The sequence below is a fragment of the Klebsiella sp. PK01 genome (assembly GCF_057624675.1).
The window spans coordinates 115,040-135,390 of the sequence record NZ_JBYEZM010000006.1 but is presented as its reverse complement, the minus strand read 5'-3'; the positions used below and the strand labels follow the sequence as shown (position 1 = coordinate 135,390).

At 54.0% G+C, this 20,351-nt stretch carries 17 protein-coding genes and 1 tRNA gene; 12 read left to right on the top strand and 6 right to left on the bottom strand.

Annotated features, from left to right (window positions below):
* The first annotated feature begins 3 nt into the window (after positions 1-3).
* Positions 4-867: a YjeJ family protein gene (yjeJ, locus tag AC22LX_RS19440; RefSeq protein ID WP_045396441.1), complete on the top strand. Its 864-nt coding sequence runs from the start codon at positions 4-6 to the stop codon at positions 865-867.
* Between the two features lie 42 nt (positions 868-909).
* On the opposite strand, the gene AC22LX_RS19435 is transcribed toward yjeJ, so the two are convergent.
* The 3 genes from AC22LX_RS19435 to AC22LX_RS19425 all read right to left on the bottom strand — a co-directional run bounded on the left by AC22LX_RS19435 (position 910) and on the right by AC22LX_RS19425 (position 3,368).
* Positions 910-1,263: a DUF4156 domain-containing protein gene (locus tag AC22LX_RS19435; protein WP_015368664.1), complete on the bottom strand. Its 354-nt coding sequence runs from the start codon at positions 1,261-1,263 to the stop codon at positions 910-912.
* A 127-nt stretch (positions 1,264-1,390) separates the two neighbouring features.
* Positions 1,391-3,037 carry a chaperonin GroEL gene (gene groL / locus AC22LX_RS19430; protein ID WP_015368665.1) on the bottom strand — a complete coding sequence of 549 codons (1,647 nt, stop codon included), beginning with the start codon at positions 3,035-3,037 and terminating at the stop codon, positions 1,391-1,393.
* Positions 3,038-3,074: 37 nt separating this feature from the next.
* Positions 3,075-3,368 carry a co-chaperone GroES gene (locus AC22LX_RS19425; RefSeq protein ID WP_003855929.1) on the bottom strand — a complete coding sequence of 98 codons (294 nt, stop codon included), beginning with the start codon at positions 3,366-3,368 and terminating at the stop codon, positions 3,075-3,077.
* A gap of 231 nt (positions 3,369-3,599) precedes the next feature.
* On the opposite strand from AC22LX_RS19425, the gene yjeH reads away from it, so the two are divergent.
* Positions 3,600-4,847: an L-methionine/branched-chain amino acid transporter gene (gene yjeH, locus AC22LX_RS19420; RefSeq protein ID WP_487334151.1), complete on the top strand. Its 1,248-nt coding sequence runs from the start codon at positions 3,600-3,602 to the stop codon at positions 4,845-4,847.
* A 31-nt stretch (positions 4,848-4,878) separates the two neighbouring features.
* On the opposite strand, the gene AC22LX_RS19415 is transcribed toward yjeH, so the two are convergent.
* Positions 4,879-5,349 (bottom strand): FxsA family protein, encoded by a 471-nt coding sequence (locus AC22LX_RS19415; RefSeq protein ID WP_015368667.1) that lies wholly within the window; start codon positions 5,347-5,349, stop codon positions 4,879-4,881.
* A 335-nt stretch (positions 5,350-5,684) separates the two neighbouring features.
* Here AC22LX_RS19415 and aspA point away from each other — a divergent pair, with 335 nt between their 5' ends.
* From aspA to AC22LX_RS19370, 9 genes are all read left to right on the top strand, one after another.
* Positions 5,685-7,121, top strand: a complete 1,437-nt coding sequence (aspA, locus tag AC22LX_RS19410) for an aspartate ammonia-lyase (RefSeq protein WP_045380159.1) — start codon at positions 5,685-5,687, stop codon at positions 7,119-7,121.
* A gap of 116 nt (positions 7,122-7,237) precedes the next feature.
* On the top strand, positions 7,238-8,539 hold the full coding sequence (locus tag AC22LX_RS19405; RefSeq protein WP_015368669.1) for an anaerobic C4-dicarboxylate transporter: 1,302 nt from the start codon (positions 7,238-7,240) through the stop codon (positions 8,537-8,539).
* Between the two features lie 99 nt (positions 8,540-8,638).
* Positions 8,639-8,962, top strand: coding sequence for a divalent cation tolerance protein CutA (cutA, locus tag AC22LX_RS19400; protein ID WP_045396450.1), 324 nt, complete (start codon positions 8,639-8,641; stop codon positions 8,960-8,962).
* Complete coding sequence (locus AC22LX_RS19395) at positions 8,938-10,662, top strand: protein-disulfide reductase DsbD (protein ID WP_045396452.1); 1,725 nt, start codon at positions 8,938-8,940, stop codon at positions 10,660-10,662. Before cutA ends, AC22LX_RS19395 begins: the two co-directional genes overlap by 25 nt.
* A 35-nt stretch (positions 10,663-10,697) precedes the next feature.
* Positions 10,698-11,273 carry a transcriptional regulator gene (locus AC22LX_RS19390; protein ID WP_047046398.1) on the top strand — a complete coding sequence of 192 codons (576 nt, stop codon included), beginning with the start codon at positions 10,698-10,700 and terminating at the stop codon, positions 11,271-11,273.
* 65 nt (positions 11,274-11,338) lie between these two features.
* The gene (locus AC22LX_RS19385) at positions 11,339-13,426 is read left to right on the top strand and encodes a DUF1176 domain-containing protein (RefSeq protein ID WP_487334150.1); all 2,088 of its coding nucleotides are present in this window, start codon (positions 11,339-11,341) and stop codon (positions 13,424-13,426) included.
* A 114-nt stretch (positions 13,427-13,540) separates the two neighbouring features.
* Positions 13,541-13,616 (top strand) — tRNA-Phe (locus AC22LX_RS19380).
* A gap of 1,212 nt (positions 13,617-14,828) precedes the next feature.
* Positions 14,829-15,662 carry an RNase A-like domain-containing protein gene (locus AC22LX_RS19375; protein ID WP_047078504.1) on the top strand — a complete coding sequence of 278 codons (834 nt, stop codon included), beginning with the start codon at positions 14,829-14,831 and terminating at the stop codon, positions 15,660-15,662.
* Between the two features lie 13 nt (positions 15,663-15,675).
* Positions 15,676-16,002 carry a contact-dependent growth inhibition system immunity protein gene (locus AC22LX_RS19370; protein ID WP_045396464.1) on the top strand — a complete coding sequence of 109 codons (327 nt, stop codon included), beginning with the start codon at positions 15,676-15,678 and terminating at the stop codon, positions 16,000-16,002.
* Between the two features lie 61 nt (positions 16,003-16,063).
* On the opposite strand, the gene AC22LX_RS19365 is transcribed toward AC22LX_RS19370, so the two are convergent.
* Both AC22LX_RS19365 and AC22LX_RS19360 read right to left on the bottom strand, forming a co-directional pair.
* Positions 16,064-16,351 carry a PerC family transcriptional regulator gene (locus AC22LX_RS19365; protein ID WP_020079839.1) on the bottom strand — a complete coding sequence of 96 codons (288 nt, stop codon included), beginning with the start codon at positions 16,349-16,351 and terminating at the stop codon, positions 16,064-16,066.
* Between the two features lie 331 nt (positions 16,352-16,682).
* Positions 16,683-17,249, bottom strand: a complete 567-nt coding sequence (locus tag AC22LX_RS19360; protein WP_045396469.1) for a helix-turn-helix transcriptional regulator — start codon at positions 17,247-17,249, stop codon at positions 16,683-16,685.
* A 650-nt stretch (positions 17,250-17,899) separates the two neighbouring features.
* On the opposite strand from AC22LX_RS19360, the gene pgaA reads away from it, so the two are divergent.
* Positions 17,900-20,347, top strand: coding sequence for a poly-beta-1,6 N-acetyl-D-glucosamine export porin PgaA (gene pgaA, locus AC22LX_RS19355; RefSeq protein ID WP_213292864.1), 2,448 nt, complete (start codon positions 17,900-17,902; stop codon positions 20,345-20,347).
* The last annotated feature ends 4 nt before the right edge of the window (positions 20,348-20,351 follow it).

Sequence of the window (20,351 nt, the reverse complement as noted above, 5' to 3'; positions counted from 1 at the left end):
AATATGCAAGGAACGTTTATTGGTTTTAACACCGCCGGAATTACCTATGAAGACCATTTCATGGCGCTGCTGCTGAAAGTACAAAACCAGAATGGCCTGTGTCGGACGTTCTATTTACAGGCGCCGGCGCTGGCTGACCTGCTCATGGTCCTGACAACTCGAATGTCTGTTTTCTTACAGCGCTTGCAGCAAAGCGACGACACGCTGAAAGAGGAACTTATTGCCTACAATAATGAGCTCATCGCCAATACCCCAGCAGTCGATATGGCAGAGGTACAAAACCCGAATCCGGAGCTGCGGATCATGTCGATCACGTTGAAACCGGGGGTAAATGAGTCAACGCTGATCCTGATGCTGCAGAACGAGCAAATCGCGACATTACGCATTGAAGACCGACAGGTAGAGGCATTGATTCTGGGTATCAATCAATCTCTAAAAATGGTTGCTGATACGAAATTAAATGAGTACCTGGCGCTGGCTTTGGATTATGTACTGCTGTATACCGTCGATTTAACGACCCAACCTAACATTGAGTACCAACAATATGCTCAGGAAGAGTGGAAGCTGAATTTGTTTAGCCACCATCTGGCCGTGTTATACAGCTACGAGCAGGAGGAGGGTAAAAAAGTACTCTCCGGTGCGGTGATTAAAACCAGCGCCGCGCATCAGTCCGATGTTGAAAAGAGTATCGTGCTGCGTCTGCTTGAAAAGAGTCAGAAGCTAAAACAGGTCCACAGCCAGCATACGCCGTATCAAATCTTCAGTAAGGTAATTCCATCCGCCCCGGGACAAATGCTGACCAGAGATGAATGTATGCTGTCGCTGCGTGAATTCTACGTGGCTACCAGAGCAGCGCTAGAGGCATAAATTGTTAAGCACTCTCTGCACAGGCAGAGAGTGCTTAACGCATCAGTTCGGGCACTTATAAACCTGGCCGTTCATCTGGCTATCGGTCGGAACAAAGCTCGACAGCAGGTTTTGCGTCGGGCTGCTCACGCCATAAATGACGTTACCGCCCATGGCCGCCGCCTGGTTACGCAGAGCATTCGCCGCGCCGCGCATCGAGCCGCCTTCATCGCCATTCTGGCCTGACAGCCAGTTGCTTTGCGTGCCGGTAGCCGTCCCTAACAACTGGCATTCCGTTCCCGGTTTATCTTCAACAAAACGCACGCTCTGGCCGCCTGCGGTTAATTCGTTGCTGGAACTGCAACCCGCTAACAATAATGCTGCGCCGACAATCCCTGCTAAATATTTTACCTGCATGTTATTCCCCAATGAGCTGGACGCACTGGCCCGGATGTAAACCTTATACTAAAAAGCCAGCAAAAAGAAAAACCCCCAGCCATTTCTGACCGGGGGTTTCTGCGTTTTTATGCCGTATAGCGCACGATTACATCATGCCGCCCATACCGCCCATGCCGCCCATGCCGCCAGCAGCACCTAAGTCAGGCGCATCGCCTTTCGGCAGGTCGGTCACCATGCACTCGGTGGTGATCATCAGACCAGCAACGGATGCCGCGTACTGCAGCGCAGAACGGGTGACTTTAGTTGGGTCCAGGATACCGAAGTCGATCATGTTGCCGTACTCTTCGGTTGCCGCGTTGTAACCGTAGTTACCGTCGCCAGCTTTCACATTGTTAGCAACAACAGACGGCTCTTCGCCGGCGTTGGAAACGATCTGACGCAGCGGCGCTTCCATTGCGCGCAGCGCAACTTTGATACCGACGTTCTGATCTTCGTTCTGACCGGTCAGGCCAGCGATTTTCGCCGCAACGCGAACCAGCGCTACGCCGCCGCCAGCTACCACGCCTTCTTCAACCGCAGCACGGGTCGCGTGCAGGGCATCGTCAACGCGCGCTTTTTTCTCTTTCATTTCAACTTCGGTAGCAGCACCGACTTTGATTACCGCAACGCCGCCGGCCAGTTTAGCCACGCGCTCCTGCAGTTTTTCACGGTCGTAATCAGAGGTCGCTTCTTCGATCTGCTTACGGATCTGAGCAACGCGGCCCTGAATCGCCGCTTCTTCGCCAACGCCATCGATGATGGTGGTGGTGTCTTTGTTGATAACAACGCGTTTCGCCTGACCCAGGTCTTCCAGAGTCGCTTTTTCCAGCTCCATACCGATCTCTTCAGAGATAACGGTACCGCCAGTCAGAGTCGCGATGTCCTGCAGCATAGCTTTACGACGGTCACCGAAGCCCGGCGCTTTAACCGCAGCAACTTTCACGATGCCGCGCATGGTGTTAACCACCAGGGTCGCCAGCGCTTCGCCTTCAACGTCTTCAGCGATGATAACCAGCGGTTTGCCAGCTTTCGCTACGGCTTCCAGAACCGGCAGCATTTCGCGGATGTTGGAGATTTTTTTGTCAGCCAGCAGGATGAACGGGCTTTCCAGTTCAACGGCGCCGGTGTCCGGCTTGTTGATGAAGTATGGGGACAGGTAGCCGCGGTCGAACTGCATACCTTCAACCACGTCCAGTTCGTCTTCCAGACCGGTACCGTCTTCAACGGTGATAACGCCTTCTTTACCGACTTTATCCATCGCTTCAGCGATCAGTTTACCTACGGTTTCGTCGGAGTTAGCGGAGATAGTACCAACCTGAGCAATCGCTTTAGAGTCGGAGCACGGTACGGACAGCGCTTTCAGTTCTTCAACGGCGGCAACGACAGCTTTGTCGATACCACGTTTCAGATCCATCGGGTTCATGCCAGCGGCAACGGCTTTCAGGCCTTCGTTAACGATAGCCTGAGCCAGTACGGTTGCGGTGGTGGTACCGTCGCCTGCAGCGTCGTTCGCTTTAGAGGCAACTTCTTTCACCATCTGCGCGCCCATGTTTTCGAATTTGTCTTCCAGTTCGATTTCACGAGCAACGGATACGCCATCTTTAGTGATGGTCGGCGCGCCGAAGGATTTGTCCAGAACAACGTTGCGGCCTTTCGGGCCCAGGGTCACTTTAACTGCATCTGCCAGTACGTTTACGCCGCGCAGCATTTTTACACGAGCGTCGTTACCGAATTTTACGTCTTTTGCTGCCATTTCTTTTATTCCTCAAATTCGTTCAGGGTCGTGCGAATTACGCTTCAACAATTGCCAGAATGTCGCTTTCAGACATGATCAGCACTTCTTCGTTGTCGATCTTCTCAGACTTCACGCCGTAACCATCGTTGAAAATCACGATGTCACCAACTTTAACGTCCAGCGGCTGCACAGTTCCGTTTTCCAGGATGCGGCCTTTACCGACAGCGATGATTTCGCCACGAGTTGATTTAGCTGCCGCAGAACCGGTCAGAACGATGCCGCCTGCAGATTTGGTTTCAACTTCTTTACGTTTGACGATCACACGATCATGTAACGGACGAATACTCATTGATAGCTCTCCTTCGAGAAAGTCATTATCAGTTATGGATGGCGCCGGGCCGTAAACGGTTTCCGACTAGTGCAGAGAGAGATGGGGATGGCCATTTACCGCTTCAAGGGGAAAATTAAAAAAAAATTTCCGCCTGTGCGCTGACGCGCAAAAATATTCCCGCGGCGGCCGCGCTTTCTGGCGCAAGGGGTTGTGATAACATCGTTTTTTTGCCGCGCGCAGGATTGAGTCATGAGTGGTTTAAAACAGGAGCTGGGGTTAGGTCAGGGAGTCGGGTTACTTTCAACATCACTACTGGGAACCGGCGTATTCGCCGTACCGGCGCTGGCGGCGCTGGTCGCAGGCGATAATAGCCTGTGGGCGTGGCCGGCGCTGATTCTGCTGGTCTTTCCCATCGCTATCGTGTTTGCCGTGCTTGGGCGCCACTTTCCCAGCGCTGGCGGCGTGGCTCATTTTGTGGATATGGCGTTCGGCCCGCGTCTGGCGCGGGTAACCGGTTGGCTGTTTTTATCGGTGATCCCGGTAGGCTTACCCGCCGCCCTGCATATCGCCACCGGTTTTGGCCAGGCGCTGTTCGGCTGGCACGATACTCAACTGCTGCTTGCCGAGCTCGGCACGCTGGCGATCGTCTGGTGGGTGGGTTCGCGCGGCGCCAGTTCCAGCGCCAATCTACAGACGCTGGTTGCGGTAATGATTGTCGCGCTGATCGTCGCCATCTGGTGGCGCGGCGGCATAAACCCGGCGCAGATCCCTTTCCCGCAGCCTAAAGATGTCGACACGTCGCAGCTGTTTGCGGCCCTATCGGTGATGTTCTGGTGCTTCGTCGGCCTGGAAGCCTTTGCTCATCTGGCATCAGAGTTTAAACGTCCGGAGCGGGACTTCCCCCGAGCGCTGATGATTGGCCTGGTGCTGGCTGGCACCGTTTATTGGGGCTGTACGGTGGTCGTTCTACATTTTCGCGCCTTCGGTGAGAAAATGGCGGCGGCGGCTTCGCTGCCAAACATCGTAGTGCGACTGTTCGGCGTGCAGGCGCTGTGGGTTGCCTGCGTAATCGGCTACCTCGCCTGCTTCGCCAGCCTTAATATCTATATCCAAAGTTTTGCCCGCCTGGTCTGGTCGCAGGCGCAGTTCAAACCGGAGAGCTATCTGGCCCGCCTGTCGCCGCGCCAGGTACCGCGCAACGCGCTGAATGCGGTCTTAGGCTGCTGCGTACTCAGTACGCTGTGCATTTACTGGCTGAACATTAATCTCGATGCGCTTATCGTCTATGCCAACGGCATTTTCATCATGATTTATCTGCTGTGCATGCTGGCGGGATGCCGACTCCTGCACGGTAAATACCGTGTGCTGGCCACGGTGGGAAGCGTGCTATGCCTGCTGCTGTTGGCCATGGTCGGCTGGAAGAGTTTGTACGCCATCATCATGTTGGCGGTGCTGTGGTTCGCCTTGCCAGCACGCTCACCTTCAGCAAACAGATAACAAAAAACCGGCGTAGGCCGGTTTTGTCGTTTTAGCGGTCGTCTTTGTGATCCAGACGGTCGCGTTCGTCGTCTTTGCGCTGGAACTCCCCTTCGAAGGTGTCTCCGTTGCCGGCGCCGGCGCTAAAACCGCCGCCCGGCATCCGGCTAAAGCGCAGATACGGCATCAGTTTTAAGGTCATCAGCTTTTGCACCGGCGGCAACAGCAGCAGCAGGCCGAGGAAGTCGGTAAAGAAGCCTGGGATCAGCAGCAGAAGCCCAGCGATAATCAGCGACACGCTTTTAATCATTTCTGCGGCAGGGCTTTCGCCAGCCGCCATTTTCTGCTGCATCAGCATCAGGTTTTTGAAGCCCTGGTTGCGCACCAGCGACATCCCCACCACCGAGCTAAAGATAACCAGGATCAGCGTCAACAGCACGCCGAGCACATGCGCGACCTGGATAAAGATCGAGATCTCGACGTAAACGTATAAGAAAAAGGCAATAAATGGGATCCAACGCACCGGCGTCTCCTTCAATCGGCCGTCGTCGCAGACGCCCGTAGTGATAAATTTGCTATTCGCGTCATAGGAATGTGGGGTTGGCGCGCCATTTTTCAATCAACGGCAACGGCATTTTTTTCAAAAATAGTAAAGCGGTGACTCATTTCACAGATTAATAATTCTTATCCGCCGCGCTATATAATAAGTGATCAAGGTTACTGAACTTCGCTATCATCAGCATATGATCGTGGGCACCGGGCCGGTTAAGGAAATAATCTTCGGTCTGAAAATACGCTAAATCCTATAAATTCTGTGTATTTGGTGAATTCATTGGCAGCTTGAAAAAGAAGGTTCACATGTTAAACAACATTCGTATCGAAGAAGATCTGTTGGGCACCAGGGAAGTTCCAGCTGACGCATACTATGGCGTTCATACTCTGAGAGCGATTGAAAACTTCTACATCAGCAACAACAAGATTAGCGACATCCCTGAGTTTGTTCGGGGCATGGTGATGGTGAAGAAGGCCGCCGCGCTGGCTAACAAGGAACTGCAAACCATTCCTAAAAGCGTAGCGAACACTATTGTCGCCGCATGCGATGAGGTGCTGAACAACGGTAAATGCATGGACCAGTTCCCGGTTGATGTGTTCCAGGGCGGCGCGGGCACCTCCGTCAACATGAACACCAACGAAGTGCTGGCGAATATCGGTCTGGAACTGATGGGCCACCAGAAAGGTGAATACCAGTTCCTCAACCCTAATGATCACGTCAACAAATGCCAGTCCACTAACGACGCCTACCCAACCGGTTTCCGCATCGCGGTCTATGCTTCGATTCTCAAACTGATCGACGCCATCAAACAGCTGGGCGAAGGTTTCCAGGCAAAAGCCGTCGAGTTCCAGGATGTCCTGAAAATGGGCCGCACGCAGTTGCAGGATGCGGTGCCGATGACCCTCGGCCAGGAATTCCACGCTTTTAACGTTCTGCTGAACGAAGAAACCAAAAGTATTCTGCGTACCGCAGAACTGCTGCTGGAAGTGAACCTCGGCGCGACCGCTATCGGGACTCGCCTGAACACCCCTGACGGTTATCAGCAGCTGGCGGTACAGAAACTGGCGGAAGTCAGCAACCTGCCGGTCGTTCCGGCGGAAGACCTGATTGAAGCGACTTCTGACTGCGGCGCGTATGTGATGGTTCACAGTTCGCTGAAACGCCTGGCGGTCAAACTGTCCAAGATTTGTAACGACCTGCGCCTGCTCTCTTCCGGCCCGCGCGCTGGGCTGAATGAAATCAACCTGCCAGAACTGCAGGCCGGTTCCTCCATCATGCCGGCAAAAGTTAACCCGGTGGTGCCAGAAGTGGTTAACCAGGTGTGCTTCAAAGTTATCGGCAACGATACCACCGTGACCATGGCCTCCGAAGCCGGTCAGCTGCAGCTGAACGTGATGGAGCCGGTGATTGGCCAGGCGATGTTTGAATCTATCCACATCCTGACCAACGCCTGCTACAACCTGCTGGAAAAATGCGTGAACGGCATTACCGCTAACAAAGCGGTATGCGAAAGCTACGTCTACAACTCCATCGGTATCGTGACCTACCTCAACCCGTTCATCGGCCACCACAATGGCGATATCGTCGGCAAGATTTGCGCCGAAACCGGTAAGAGCGTACGTGAAGTAGTACTGGAACGCGGGCTGCTGACCGAAGCCGAGCTGGACGACATTTTCTCTCCGCAAAACCTGATGCATCCGGCTTATAAAGCAAAACGGTATACCGATGAAAGCGAACAGTAAGCTTTCAGGGTAAACTAACCAAAGGCATGTCAGTGATGACATGCCTTTTTGCTTTTTTGGGTTTACGAAACGACAACAATTCAATATCAACTTGTTAAAAAACAAGGAAGGCATATATGTTTGGTGCAGAGCTCGTGGTTGTCTTGCTGGCAATCTATTTGGGGGCCCGACTGGGGGGCATTGGTATCGGCTTTGCCGGTGGCCTCGGCGTCCTCGTCTTAACCTTAATTTTTCAAATTCCACCCGGGGCAATCCCCTTTGACGTCATTGAAATTATCATGGCGGTTATCGCCGCTATCGCCGCGATGCAGGTCGCCGGAGGGATGGACTATCTGGTCAGCCTCGCCGAACGTATGCTACGCCGCCATCCCAAGTACATTACCTTCCTTGCGCCGCTGGTCACCTGGTTTATGACCGTGCTGGCAGGCACCGGTCATACCGCGTTCTCTACCCTGCCAGTGATTACCGAAGTGGCGAAAGAGCAGGGTATTCGCCCTTCCCGCCCGCTCTCCATAGCCGTTGTCGCTTCGCAGATTGCGATTACCGCCTCGCCGATCTCCGCGGCAGTGGTCTTCTTTGCCGGTATTCTCGAACCGCTTGGCGTCAGCTACCTGACGCTGCTGGCGATCTGTCTGCCGGTTACCCTGATTGCCGTCATGCTGACCGCCGTCGTCTGTAACTTCCTCGGCTGCGAGCTGAAAGACGACCCGGTATACCAGGAGCGACTGGCAAAAGGGGAAGTGAGCCTGCGCGGCAGTCAGGTCTTCGAGCTGAAGCCGCATGCTAAACGCTCCGTTCTGCTGTTCCTGGTGGGCATCGTCGCGGTCATGTTCTACGCTACCGCCATCAGCGACACCGTCGGCCTGATCCAGAACCCGGTGCTGCCGCGTAACGAAGCGATCGTGGTCTTCATGCTGACCATCGCTACGCTGATTAGCATCACCTGTAAGATCGATACCGGCGAAGTGCTGAACGCCAGCACCTTCAAGTCCGGGATGAGCGCCTGCGTCTGCGTGCTCGGCGTCGCCTGGCTTGGGGATACCTTCGTCAAAGCACATATTGCCGATATCCAGACGGTGGCGGGCGATCTGCTGCACAACTATCCGTGGCTGCTGGCGGTGGTGCTGTTCTTCGCGGCTACGCTGCTCTATTCACAGGCCGCCACGACTAAGGCGTTAATGCCCGCCGCACTGCTGCTCGGCGTCACCCCGCTGACGGCAATTGCCTCATTCGCCGCGGTCTCAGCGCTGTTCGTGCTGCCAACCTATCCGACCCTGCTGGCCGCGGTCGAAATGGACGACACCGGCTCCACGCGTATCGGCAAATATGTCTTTAACCACGCCTTCCTGATCCCGGGCGTCATCGCCATTACGCTTTGCGTGATCCTCGGATTCATCTTCGGCGGCCTCATGCTGTAAGATCGTTAAAAAGGGGCCAGTGTAGTAACTGGCCCCTTTGGTTAATCTCTCCGCATCATGCATGCTATAGTGCCTCTTTTCGCTGATACGAGGTTCACGATGACTACGCCTGATGCTGTTGTTGTACTCTGTACCGCGCCGGATGAAGCGACCGCCCAGGATCTGGCGGCCAAAGTGCTCGGAGAAAAACTCGCCGCCTGCGCCACCATCCTGCCGGGAGCGACGTCGCTCTACTACTGGGAAGGGAAGCTTGAGCAGGAGTATGAAGTCCAGATGCTGCTCAAAACCAATCAGACCCATCAGCAGGCGTTACTGGACTGCCTGAAGTCCCATCACCCGTATCAAACCCCCGAACTACTGGTCCTGCCGGTTACTCACGGAGACAACGATTACCTCTCATGGCTCAACGCATCATTACGCTGATCCTGCTACTGTGCAGCGCATCGGCCAGCGCCGGGTTGTTTGACGCCCCCGGGCGCTCAAACTTCGTGCCTGCCGATCGGGCTTTCGCCTTTGACTTTCAGCAGAATCAACACGACCTCAACCTGAGCTGGCGCATCAAGGATGGTTACTACCTCTACCGTAAGCAGATCACGCTGACGGCAAAAGATGCGGCGATCGTCGAACCTTCGCTACCGCCTGGCGAATGGCATGAAGACGAGTTTTACGGCAAAAGCGAAATTTATCGTCAGCGCCTGACCTTGCCGATTACCCTTACGGAAGCCAGCAAAGCAGCCACGCTGACCGTCACCTATCAGGGCTGTGCCGACGCCGGATTCTGCTATCCGCCGGAGACCAAAGTCGTGCCGCTCAGCGCGGTGCTCGCCGATTCCGACAAGGCGCAAGCGGCCAAACCATCAGCGCCCGCCGCGCTCCCGGCCAGCGGCAGCCAAACCGGCGCGGAGCCCGCGTCGCTGCCATTTTCGGCGCTATGGGCGCTGCTGATTGGTATCGGTATTGCCTTTACGCCTTGTGTGTTACCGATGTATCCGCTGATTTCCGGGATTGTCCTCGGCGGTAAGCAGCGCTTATCGACGGCACGCGCCCTACTGCTGGCCTTTATTTATGTCCAGGGGATGGCGGTTACCTATACCGCGCTGGGGTTGGTCGTGGCCGCCGCCGGTCTGCAATTCCAGGCCGCGCTGCAGCACCCTTACGTATTAATCGGGCTGTCAGTGGTATTTATCGCGCTGGCGCTGTCGATGTTCGGCCTGTTTACGCTGCAGCTGCCTTCATCGCTGCAAACCCGACTGACGCTAATGAGCAATAAGCGCCAGGGGGGCTCGCCTGGCGGCGTGTTTGCAATGGGCGCCATCGCCGGGCTTATCTGTTCCCCTTGCACTACGGCCCCGCTTAGCGCCATTCTGTTGTATATCGCTCAAAGCGGTAATCTGTGGCTTGGCGGCGGCACCCTGTATCTGTACGCGCTGGGAATGGGGCTGCCGCTGATCCTGGTGACCGTGTTCGGTAACCGTCTGCTACCGAAGAGCGGGCCGTGGATGGCTCACGTCAAGACCGCGTTTGGCTTCGTGATCCTCGCGCTGCCGGTCTTTTTACTGGAGCGCGTGATCGGCGAAGCCTGGGGTTTACGCCTGTGGTCTCTGCTTGGCGTCGCCTTCTTTAGCTGGGCATTTATCACCTCGCTTGGCGCGAGCAAACCGTGGCTACGGCTGGTGCAAATCGTCATGCTGGGCGCCGCGCTGGTTAGCGCGCGTCCGCTGCAGGATTGGGCCTTTGGCGCACCAACCGCCCAGCAGCAGGCGCATCTGGAGTTTACCCGTGTCAGTACCGTGGATGAACTCAACCAGGCGTTAGCGCAGGCCAAAGGGAAACCGGTCATGCTCGATCTGTATGCTGACTGGTGCGTGGCCTGTAAAGAGTTCGAAAAATATACCTTTAGCGCTCCTGAAGTGCGACAGGCCCTAAAAGAGACCGTTCTGTTGCAAGTGGATGTCACTAAGAACAGCGCGCAAGACGCGGCCCTGCTGAAGCATTTACAGGTGCTCGGCTTGCCGACGATTCTGTTCTTCAACGCGCAGGGAGAAGAGCAGCCCGCGCAGCGCGTCACCGGGTTTATGGATGCTGCGGCATTCAGCGCCCATTTGCGCGATTGGAAACCGTGAACGACACTTGAGGAGGATAAATGGAGGAGACTACCGTGCAACGTGAAGATGTCCTGGGTGAAGCCATACAAATTCTCGAAATCGAGGGTATCGCCAACACCACGCTGGAAATGGTCGCCGACCGCGTCGCATATCCGCTTGATGACCTCAAGCGCTTTTGGCCCGATCGCGAAGCGTTGCTCTATGACGCCCTGCGTTATTTAAGCCAGCAGGTAGACGCCTGGCGTCGCCAACTGTTGCTGGATGAGACGCTGAGCGCAGAACAAAAGCTGCTGGCGCGCTATAGCGCGCTGACCAAATGCGTCAGCAACCACCGCTATCCGGGCTGCCTGTTTATCGCCGCCTGTACTTTCTATCCGGATGCTCAGCATCCGATTCACCAGTTAGCGGAACAGCAGAAGCAGGCGTCACTGGCCTACACACATGAGCTGCTGACCCTGCTTGAGGTGGATGATCCGGAAATGGTCGCCAGGCAGATGGAATTAATCGTCGAAGGCTGCCTGAGCCGCATGCTGATCAAGCGCAGCCAGGCCGACGTCGATACCGCCCAGCGTCTGGCGGAAGATATTCTGCGCTTTGCCCGCTGCCGGATGGGCGGCGCGCTCACGTAATTCGGATTTCCGAACCCCTGCAAGGCGCATATAATTCCCTGACACTTTCTGTGGCAGGGATTTCTATGCGTCCACTTCTCTGGGCCGCCGTACTGGGGCTTTGTTCGACCTCGCTGATGGCCGCCCCTCCTCGCGGTTTCTCTTTCGCCTACAAAGACTGGGAAGTCGCCTGCGATAATACCGGCACCTGCCGGGCTGCGGGCTATGGCGCGACAATGGGCGAGGTCAGCGTTCTGCTGACCCGAAGCGCCGGCCCCGGGCGGCAGGTAACCGCGCAGGTCACGTTTGCGCAGACCGAGCACGATATTCCGCCAGATGCCAGCGTAAATCTGTTTATCAACGATAGCGATCGCGGGACGCTTGAGGCTATCGACGATAACCATTTTCACTTTGACAGTACGCAAACCAGCGCGCTTATTACCGCCCTGGAGCAAAACGCGAAAATCGAACTGGCGCTCAATGGCCAGCGCAAACGCCTATCTAACGCGGGCAGCAGCGCGGTATTCCTTAAGGTCGATGAATTCCAGCAGCGGATTGGCACCGCCGATGCCCTGTTACGTAAAGGCGACAGCGATGAGAGTGCCGTCCTGCACGCCATTCCCGCGCCGGAGATCCTTAGCGCGCCGTTTATTCACAACGCCCAGCCCGTTGCGTTAACAGCTAAACAACAGCAGAAATGGCTCCCGCAATTGGAAAGCGCGCTCAACAGCCGTTGTGATGACTGGCAAAACGCCGATATTCCGGCCAGCGAACGGCAGATCACCGTCACCCCGCTGGATAAAAATCACTCGCTGCTGCAGACTCTGTGCTGGCGCGCCGCCTATAACGACGGCTACGCGATGTGGGTTGTCGATAACACACAGGCCGCCAGGCCACAGCTGATAACCACTGATGCCTCCAGCTATAACGATGGCGTAATGACCTTCTTCAACAAAGGGCGCAGCGTCGCCGACTGCGTTAATGGGGAAGAACGTGTGTGGGATGGCAAAACCTTTGTGCAAAGCCTCAAGTACAGCACCGGCATGTGTCGGGAAATCACCCCAGGCGGAACCTGGCAGCTTCCCACCTTCGTCAGCAAGGTTATTCCCCGCAAGCAACGAGAGGCCGATATACTCGCGCTGAAGACGTTGCACGACGCGCTCCTAAAAGAGCAAAAACGCAATCCGGAACTCGCATTAGAGAACATTGCGGAACAGTTTCCGCTCAGCGGACACATCAGCCACTTTACCCTCACCTATGCCGACGACGCGCCGGTCTCAACCACCAAGCCAGCGGCGGATATCAGCGACGATGAGTGGCAGGCGTTTTTACATTCCGATATCAGCGCCGATTCGGAAAACGGCAAAGTCAGCTTCACGCTTATCGACCTCGACGGCGACGGCAAACGCGACCTCATCATCGATAGCTATGTTGGCGGTACCGGCCTGTTCAGCTATACCGGCGTGCTGAAACGCGGCGATAGCGCCTTTGAATCGGTGAACGATGCCGACAGCAATGACGACGATAACTTCGATGCCGGCGTGCCCGGCGCCCTTTACTCTATTAACGATCGCGGAGCGAACCAGTGGGGCCGCTGGGTCAGAATCAACGGCCAGGTTTACGCCCTGTGGTTTAACGGCGTGTTTGGGGAAGATAACCTCTATCTGCTGCGTCCGTTTAACCAGAGCGACCTGACGCCGGCCATCACCATCCGCTACCGTTATAACCTCAATATCATCAGCGCTGCGGAAAACGGGCAGTCACCCACCCCAGCCTTAAACGATAAAGATAAAGCGGGCTTATTGAAGTCATTGGACGTCATGCAAGGTAGCCTGCTAAAGGATAAACCTGCTGACGATAACGATGAGCCGATTTGTCCTGTTCCCCCCGGTACCGCTAAAGATGATGCGGACAACTACTATGGCGGCGTTGCGGGGCACTACACCGTTGAAACGGTGGCATGGATCCCGGTGTGGCTCAACGATAAATGCTTTATCGGCACGATCTTCAGCCATCATGGCGCCTATCGCCACGGAGTAGATGCCATCCTAACCATCAGTTCGCCACGAGATGATGAAGAGATCGTTGGCGATTACGACATCTCCGGAAAACGCCATGCCATCGCCATCACCAGCGGCTGGAAAGTTCGCGAAGGCGATCACGGGGTGATGTGATTTTAAGCAAAACGCGCCTTTTGGCGCAGAATTGCCGCAAAGATAAGCAATCAAACAATAAATAGAGAAATTTCATTGACGCAGTGGGCGGATTACGGTTTAATGCGCCCCGTTGCCCGGATAGCTCAGTCGGTAGAGCAGGGGATTGAAAATCCCCGTGTCCTTGGTTCGATTCCGAGTCCGGGCACCACTTATTCAGAGAACCCAGCCTATGGCTGGGTTTTTGCTTTTCTACGGCCGGACTCTTCATCGAACTGCGTTCGATTATTCGCCGCAATGCGGCTCACCCCTTCGGGGCCAGCGCGACAAGCGCGCTGTTCAACGCCTGCGGCGTTAGTCCGAGTCCGGGCACCACTATTTAAAGAACCCGCCCAAAAGGCGGGTTTTTGCTTTTCTGCGACCGGACTCTTCATCGAACTGCGTTCGATTATTCGCCGCAATGCGGCTCACCCCTTCGGGGCCAGCGCGACAAGCGCGCTGTTCAACGCCTGCGGCGTTAGTCCGAGTCCGGGCACCACTATTTAAAGAACCCGCCCAAAAGGCGGGTTTTTGCTTTTCTGCGACCGGACTCTTCATCGAACTGCGTTCGATTATTCGCCGCAATGCGGCTCACCCCTTCGGGGCCAGCGCGACAAGCGCGCTGTTCAACGCCTGCGGCGTTAGTCCGAGTCCGGGCACCACTATTTAAAGAACCCGCCCAAAAGGCGGGTTTTTGCTTTTCTGCGGCCGGACTCTCCATCGAACTGCGTTCGATTATTCGCCGCAACGCGGCTCACCCCTTCGGGGCCAGCGCGACAAGCGCGCTGTTCAACGCCTGCGGCGTTAGTCCGAGTCCGGGCACCACTATTTAAAGAACCCGCCCAAAAGGCGGGTTTTTGCTTTTCTGCGGCCGGACTCTCCATCGAACTGCGTTCGATTATTCGCCGCAACGCGGCTCACCCCTTCGGGGCCAGCGCGACAAGCGCGCTGTTCAACGCCTACGGCGTTAGTCCGAGTCCGGGCACCACTTATTCAGAGAACCCAGCCTATGGCTGGGTTTTTGCTTTTCTACGGCCTACCGAGAACCGTATGCCTGATAAGCACAGCGCCATTAGGCATTCAATGCCCATCGTTTTTACCTTTAACTTCAGCCATCGGTTATTCATCACTAACGCAGGCCTTCAGTTCGGATGTGACATACTGCATTGAGTCACATAAAAACGTTAAGATGAATCTTCGTTTCAGCCGCCCCTCTTTATAAGCCACTTACGCAAAATAATAGTGCCAATTTATCTTCAACCCACTCTAATCAGAACGTATCTGAGAAAAATAAGAGCAATAGCAGCTTATCCGGTAATAAAAATTCATGCTAATGACTGTTATGATAGTGTCGAATATTTAATCACAACAGGAAGTCTGTGATATGCAAGAGAATAACGGAATAAGAATGGCTCTTTCTCCCGTACAACTAGCCGCCGTTCTGGCCGATAAATCCGTCAGTGAGGGGGAAACACTTAGTAATCGCCTCTGGGGTGGTCTAGGATTGGCCAACGGTCTGGTTGAAATGTTTGGTGCCGGAGTCATGTGCATAGCCCCCGAACCAACAATGATCACTAAAATCGGGTGTGTCATCGTGGGAACCCACAGCCTGGATACGATACAGGCTTCCTTTCGTCAGGTATGGACCGGTAGGCAGGTCAGTACCGATACATACAATTCTGTAGTATCTCTGGCCGAAAGTCTGGGTTCCGATCACCAAACTGCCGTGAACGTTGGAATGACTCTGGATCTTGCGATTCCTATGGGATTTGCGCTGACAATGGGTGCTATCCGCGTTGCTTCTATACGTGGAGGACGGATAAAACTGGCTGAACATGAATTTTTGAGGAGTCGCTCATCAGGTGGCCATACTCTCCAAAATCATGTTGGCAAAACGCCAGAAGGGCTGAGAATGAGACTGGATACTACTCCCCGATTAAAGTCTGTCAGTAGTTTCAAAAGTACCAGTGAAGCTGAGCGCTTAGTATCTGCCGTTATTCAGGACAATAAGACTCAGATAGAGATGTGGGTAAGACATCTACCACCAGGGATGAATGCAAAAATGCAGTTGGATCGCATGTTTGCAAACCAAACAGGAATATTATTATTCAAAGGTGCGAAAGAAGTAACTACTTGCTACAAAGTCCGGGTAGTCATCGAGTTTACGCACTGGCATGGAAAACCCTATTTTGTATTGACAGCCTTTCCTCTACCCTGAACACGGTTTGTACATGACAAAAATGAACCTGAATGAACTTAACGGCTTTATCACGGTTTACTTCGGGCAAGATTATGATCTTATCGATGATAGTGATGAGATCGAGCCCAAAATTGACGCATTTATCGCCGATAGTCATCTCGCCATAAAGTATGGCCTTATCGCAGACATTGACCTTCTGCTGAAGGAAGCAGATAACCCGGAAGAGGAATTCAGGATGCGCTATGGTTCAGACTTTGATCCTCACCTGTGGGGAACAGATGCCCTTAGCTTCCTGAAACGGGTAAGAGATAGAATTAGTCATTCCCTGAATGAGGCGGAGCCGACAGGCCGTCAGTAACCCGCGGCTTCCTTACCACACTATCGGTTTGATCTGATTCAGCGAGATGTCGCCGAAAACGCTAGCGCCGCGTCGCTTTCTTTTTAGCGGGAAGGCGGAACACTTCGCCATTCGGCTTGGCAATCCCCATACGGTACTGTGTCTCTCTGGCAGCCTTATGGATATCAGCAAACTCCTCTTTACGCGCCGGCGGCAGCTTCGCTTTTTTCAGGCATTTATTGCGGTGCATCCTTATCCATTCGCGATCGTTGTCATCGACGCACGTCTGCATCACATCCACCCAGCGCGAAGCAGCCCGGCGATACAATCCGCGAGCTTCCAGAGATTCGGCGATACTGTCCTTGATCATTCGATAATTTCTCTCACATATGCTAGCTAATTTGCGTATATAAATATAACCACGCCATTCGAAGAAATAATGAAAGAAAACCCCGGTAATTTGATCCACGATAAATCTATGCCAACTCAATATTGAGAGCATTTATAATATTAATTGCTGTGTGCATTAAAACTGCCGAAGCAGTAAGTACTTCCAAAGAGCATTTTTATCATATACCGCGGGTTATCATCTGAGTCATTCCTGAACTACGGTTATACCTATCAATGATTGATTAAATTAAAATAATACCGTTGTTTAGTGGCTTGTATGTAGATAGCTTACTCTGCATTCATTTCCCTTTTTATCGCTTCGGCGCGGGACACTCGAGCAGTCTATTTTTAAAAATAAACAGACAGGCTTCATTAAAGTTAGCCAACCCCAGACGTTCATAAAGCTCAATGCGCTTGCGATACAGGCTTTTCACCGAAGTATTAAGTACCCCAGCTATTTGCTCCATGGTCATCCCCGCTCTGAGTAAAGTCAACGTCATATGTTCCTGCGGTTTCAGGCTGAAATTCTTGAGCCATTCTCGGGTCAATCGCTTACTCTTCACGTCAAGAAACAGGCTAAATAAATTAGCCATATCCGTCGGCGTCAAAGACATGTTGAGAAACCACTTTAAGCTCAGCAAATGCTCTTCCCGATGGCGCATATCAAGCATAATACAGCAGATACGTTTACCCGCTTCCGCTGCACCAGGAATAAGATAATCGTAAAAACAAAGCGGCGCCCGACTATCCACCAGCACCGAAAACTCCTCGGCATCACTCTCAAAAAGCTTACGCTCTATCGAATGTAACTGGATGATATCTGGAAAGAAAATCCTCACCCCTTCAAAGAGATAGTGATCCTGAGTTACTAAAAACATTGTCGTTGCCACAAATCATCCCTTTAACAATAAAGCAACAAAACCCCTCCAGGGAGAATATGCACAGCGCCTGGTAGCGTGCTGACTATGGCGAGCCAAATAAAGCATGTGATTGTCTTTTAGTAATCCCCCAATCTCTCCATCTATAGTGAACGCTCCACTCCACTATCCTTACGTCATTTCTTAATTATCTGTGCTCAGGCTAATTATAAATAAAAAACTCGCACAAAAAAGAAGCTTTTCTACTATTGAGAATTTTTGTCAAAAATCGTCTTAAATATCTACAGCAACCGCCTGACATTATGCATGAAAAAGCCAACCAAAAACATTAAAACAGAATTTCGGACACCATTTAACTTTTTTCAATTCAGTAAGTTATGCGTAACATAAGACAATTAATTAATTCATTAAAGGTCAATTTCCAGATTTATCTTAAAACTACAGGCCTATTATTTGGCATATTTTCAGGCAAACATATCAGGTGTACATTAATCGCCACCCCGTTATCGCGAGGAGATATTTTATTACCTTAAATAAGTAATCGCAGTCGCGTACCGTCAGGTAAAAACTCATTACCCCATCCTTTTGCATTCAGCTAAAAGGCCGACGTGTTGTGCAATGGATTCTTGATGGACATATGGTAAATAGTTATGGGAAGATCAACTCGTTTCAATAAGTTATTCTTTTATCGCCGCACGACATTCTCGCTTTCAATTAGTTTATTGTTGTTAACCCCTATTCTGGCTCAGGGGGCTGAGTCGATATATGATCGGCATGTGCTACAGGCGCGTGAAGGTAATTACTCCCCTTTTCTCGATTATCTTCAGCAATATCAACAACAACATGCTTTGACGCCTGAGCAAGTCGCCGACTGGCTTCAAATTGCCTCCTGGGCTGGACGTGATGAGGAAGTAATCCAGGTCTGGCAGCGTTATCAGGTTTATATGGCGCTACCGGCACGCGGTACGGCGGCAGCGGCACAGGCTTTCCGTAATCAAAAACGGTGGTCTTCAGCGCTGGCGCTCTGGGATCAGGCAATTGGCCAGCAGCCGATGAACGACGATTATCTTATTGGTCGGATTAAAACGCTGGCCGATGCGCGCCATGACGGGCAGGCGCTAAGTGAAGCCCGCCGCTTGGTCGCCACCACGCCCAGCGCCGCTCACCTGCAGACACTCTCCTACGTCTATTTACGTCAGGGAAAAAGCTGGGACCAGCTGCTCACCGATATGCGCGCGCAGGAACTCGCGCCGCAAAACAGAGAAACGCTCAATAGCCTGATTGATAGCCTGAGCAGCAATCGCATCAATTCGCCTGCGCTGCAATGGTCAGCGAAAACCACCTTAACGCCCGCGCAGCAGCGAAAGCTGGAAATGGACGCGGCGGCGGAGTGGGTACGGCTGGCGCACACCCCGGCCCGCGGTGAACAGGAGCGCTTTCGCCTCGCGCAAACGGCGCTCAACCGCTACGACGCGCTGTTCGCCCGTTGGCGTCAGGATCCGCAGGCTGCAGAGGATCTTGCCCGCGCGCGTATTGACCGCCTCGGCGCGCTATACACCCGCGGCTATTACGCCAAGGTCATTAAGGAATATCAGTCGCTGACCGCCGCTCAACAGCCCGTCCCTGACTGGGCCATCGGCTGGGTTATCTCCTCTTATCTTGCACAACAAAACGTCGAGGCCGCGCTGGCGATCGCCCGCCAACATCCACTTTACCGGCCTGACCCGCAAGATGATCAGCATGAATTATTTTATGCGCTGCTGGATAGCGGCCAGTATCAGGCCGCCCGCGAGTATCTCGCTAAAGTGACGAATGGCGTTCCCTACACCCGCCGCCTTTACGGCTCGCCGACGCCGCAGCCAAACGACCCGTGGCTGAACGCTCAATCGCTGAAGGTACAGTATCTACTGAGTACTAACGCGCTGCCGGAAGCCGAACGGCTCTCCGACCGACTGGCCACCACCGCGCCCGGTAATCAGGGGCTGCGCATTGACTACGCGGCGATACTACAGGCGCGCGGTTTACCCCGCGCCGCCGAACGGGAACTGAAAGCGGCGGAAGCGTTGGAGCCTTCGAACATCCCCCTCGAACGTCAGCAGGCCTACGTGGCGATGGATCTTCAGGAGTGGCGGCAGATGGAGCTATTAACCGATGACCTGCTGGCGCGCAGCCCCGAAGACCTGAGCACGCAAAAATTAGCTCGCGCTCGCGAGGTGCACCATATGTCGGAATTGCGCCTTAACAGCACGCAAGGGATCCACTCGGATAACCCGGTCAGCGGTAGCCACGACTTTAGCTGGGATGCGGCGATTTACGGCCCGCCAATCGCGGATAACTGGCGACTTTTCGCCGGTTATCGCTTCGCCAAAGGGAATTTTGATGAAGGAAAAGGCTCCAGCCGCCAGCTATTTGGCGGCATCGAATGGCGCCCGCGCGATGCCTGGGCTGAACTGGAAATCTCCAACAACAATTTCGCCGGCGACAACAAACCCGGCGCCCGACTTTCCGCCTGGCAAAGCTTCAACGACAGCTGGCAAATTGGCGGCGAGGTCGAACGTCTGTCGCGGCAGACGCCGCTGCGCGCGCTGCGTAACGGTATCAGCGCCAACCGCGGCGAGGGCTGGGTTCGCTGGTATCAAAACGAACGACGCGAATATCGCTTCAGCGCCGCCGCCACCCGCTTCTCCGACCACAACCGTCGTCAGGAATATACATTCTCCGGCAAAGAGCGGCTCTGGCAATCGCCAACCATCACGCTCGATCTGGAACCTGGGCTCTCCGCCAGCGTCAACAGCCGGGCGGATACCCTGTACTACAACCCGAAACGCGACTTCGCCGCCACCTCGGCGCTGGTCGCCGATCACGTCATGTATCAGCACTACGATACCGTCTGGAGCCAGCAGCTTGCGGCAGGCGGCGGCGCCTACTGGCAAAAAGCGTATTCGACCGGCGCTATCGCCATGCTCGGCTACGGCCAGCGTATTCGCTGGAACAACGTGATCGACACCGGCGTGATGCTGAACTGGGACAAGCGTCCCTACGACGGCAAACGCGAAAGCAATCTCTCCATTGCCCTTGATGCGAATTTACGGTTTTAAGGAT

Bases quoted from the DNA above. Each gene is read 5' to 3' on its own strand.
- yjeJ (WP_045396441.1), top strand. From the start codon at position 4: ATGCAAGGAACGTTTATTGGTTTTAACACCGCCGGAATTACCTATGAA.
- AC22LX_RS19435 (WP_015368664.1), bottom strand. From the start codon at position 1,263: ATGCAGGTAAAATATTTAGCAGGGATTGTCGGCGCAGCATTATTGTTA.
- groL (WP_015368665.1), bottom strand. From the start codon at position 3,037: ATGGCAGCAAAAGACGTAAAATTCGGTAACGACGCTCGTGTAAAAATG.
- AC22LX_RS19425 (WP_003855929.1), bottom strand. From the start codon at position 3,368: ATGAGTATTCGTCCGTTACATGATCGTGTGATCGTCAAACGTAAAGAA.
- yjeH (WP_487334151.1), top strand. From the start codon at position 3,600: ATGAGTGGTTTAAAACAGGAGCTGGGGTTAGGTCAGGGAGTCGGGTTA.
- aspA (WP_045380159.1), top strand. From the start codon at position 5,685: ATGTTAAACAACATTCGTATCGAAGAAGATCTGTTGGGCACCAGGGAA.
- AC22LX_RS19405 (WP_015368669.1), top strand. From the start codon at position 7,238: ATGTTTGGTGCAGAGCTCGTGGTTGTCTTGCTGGCAATCTATTTGGGG.
- cutA (WP_045396450.1), top strand. From the start codon at position 8,639: ATGACTACGCCTGATGCTGTTGTTGTACTCTGTACCGCGCCGGATGAA.
- AC22LX_RS19395 (WP_045396452.1), top strand. From the start codon at position 8,938: ATGGCTCAACGCATCATTACGCTGATCCTGCTACTGTGCAGCGCATCG.
- AC22LX_RS19385 (WP_487334150.1), top strand. From the start codon at position 11,339: ATGCGTCCACTTCTCTGGGCCGCCGTACTGGGGCTTTGTTCGACCTCG.
- AC22LX_RS19375 (WP_047078504.1), top strand. From the start codon at position 14,829: ATGCAAGAGAATAACGGAATAAGAATGGCTCTTTCTCCCGTACAACTA.
- AC22LX_RS19370 (WP_045396464.1), top strand. From the start codon at position 15,676: ATGACAAAAATGAACCTGAATGAACTTAACGGCTTTATCACGGTTTAC.
- AC22LX_RS19365 (WP_020079839.1), bottom strand. From the start codon at position 16,351: ATGATCAAGGACAGTATCGCCGAATCTCTGGAAGCTCGCGGATTGTAT.
- AC22LX_RS19360 (WP_045396469.1), bottom strand. From the start codon at position 17,249: ATGTTTTTAGTAACTCAGGATCACTATCTCTTTGAAGGGGTGAGGATT.
- pgaA (WP_213292864.1), top strand. From the start codon at position 17,900: ATGGGAAGATCAACTCGTTTCAATAAGTTATTCTTTTATCGCCGCACG.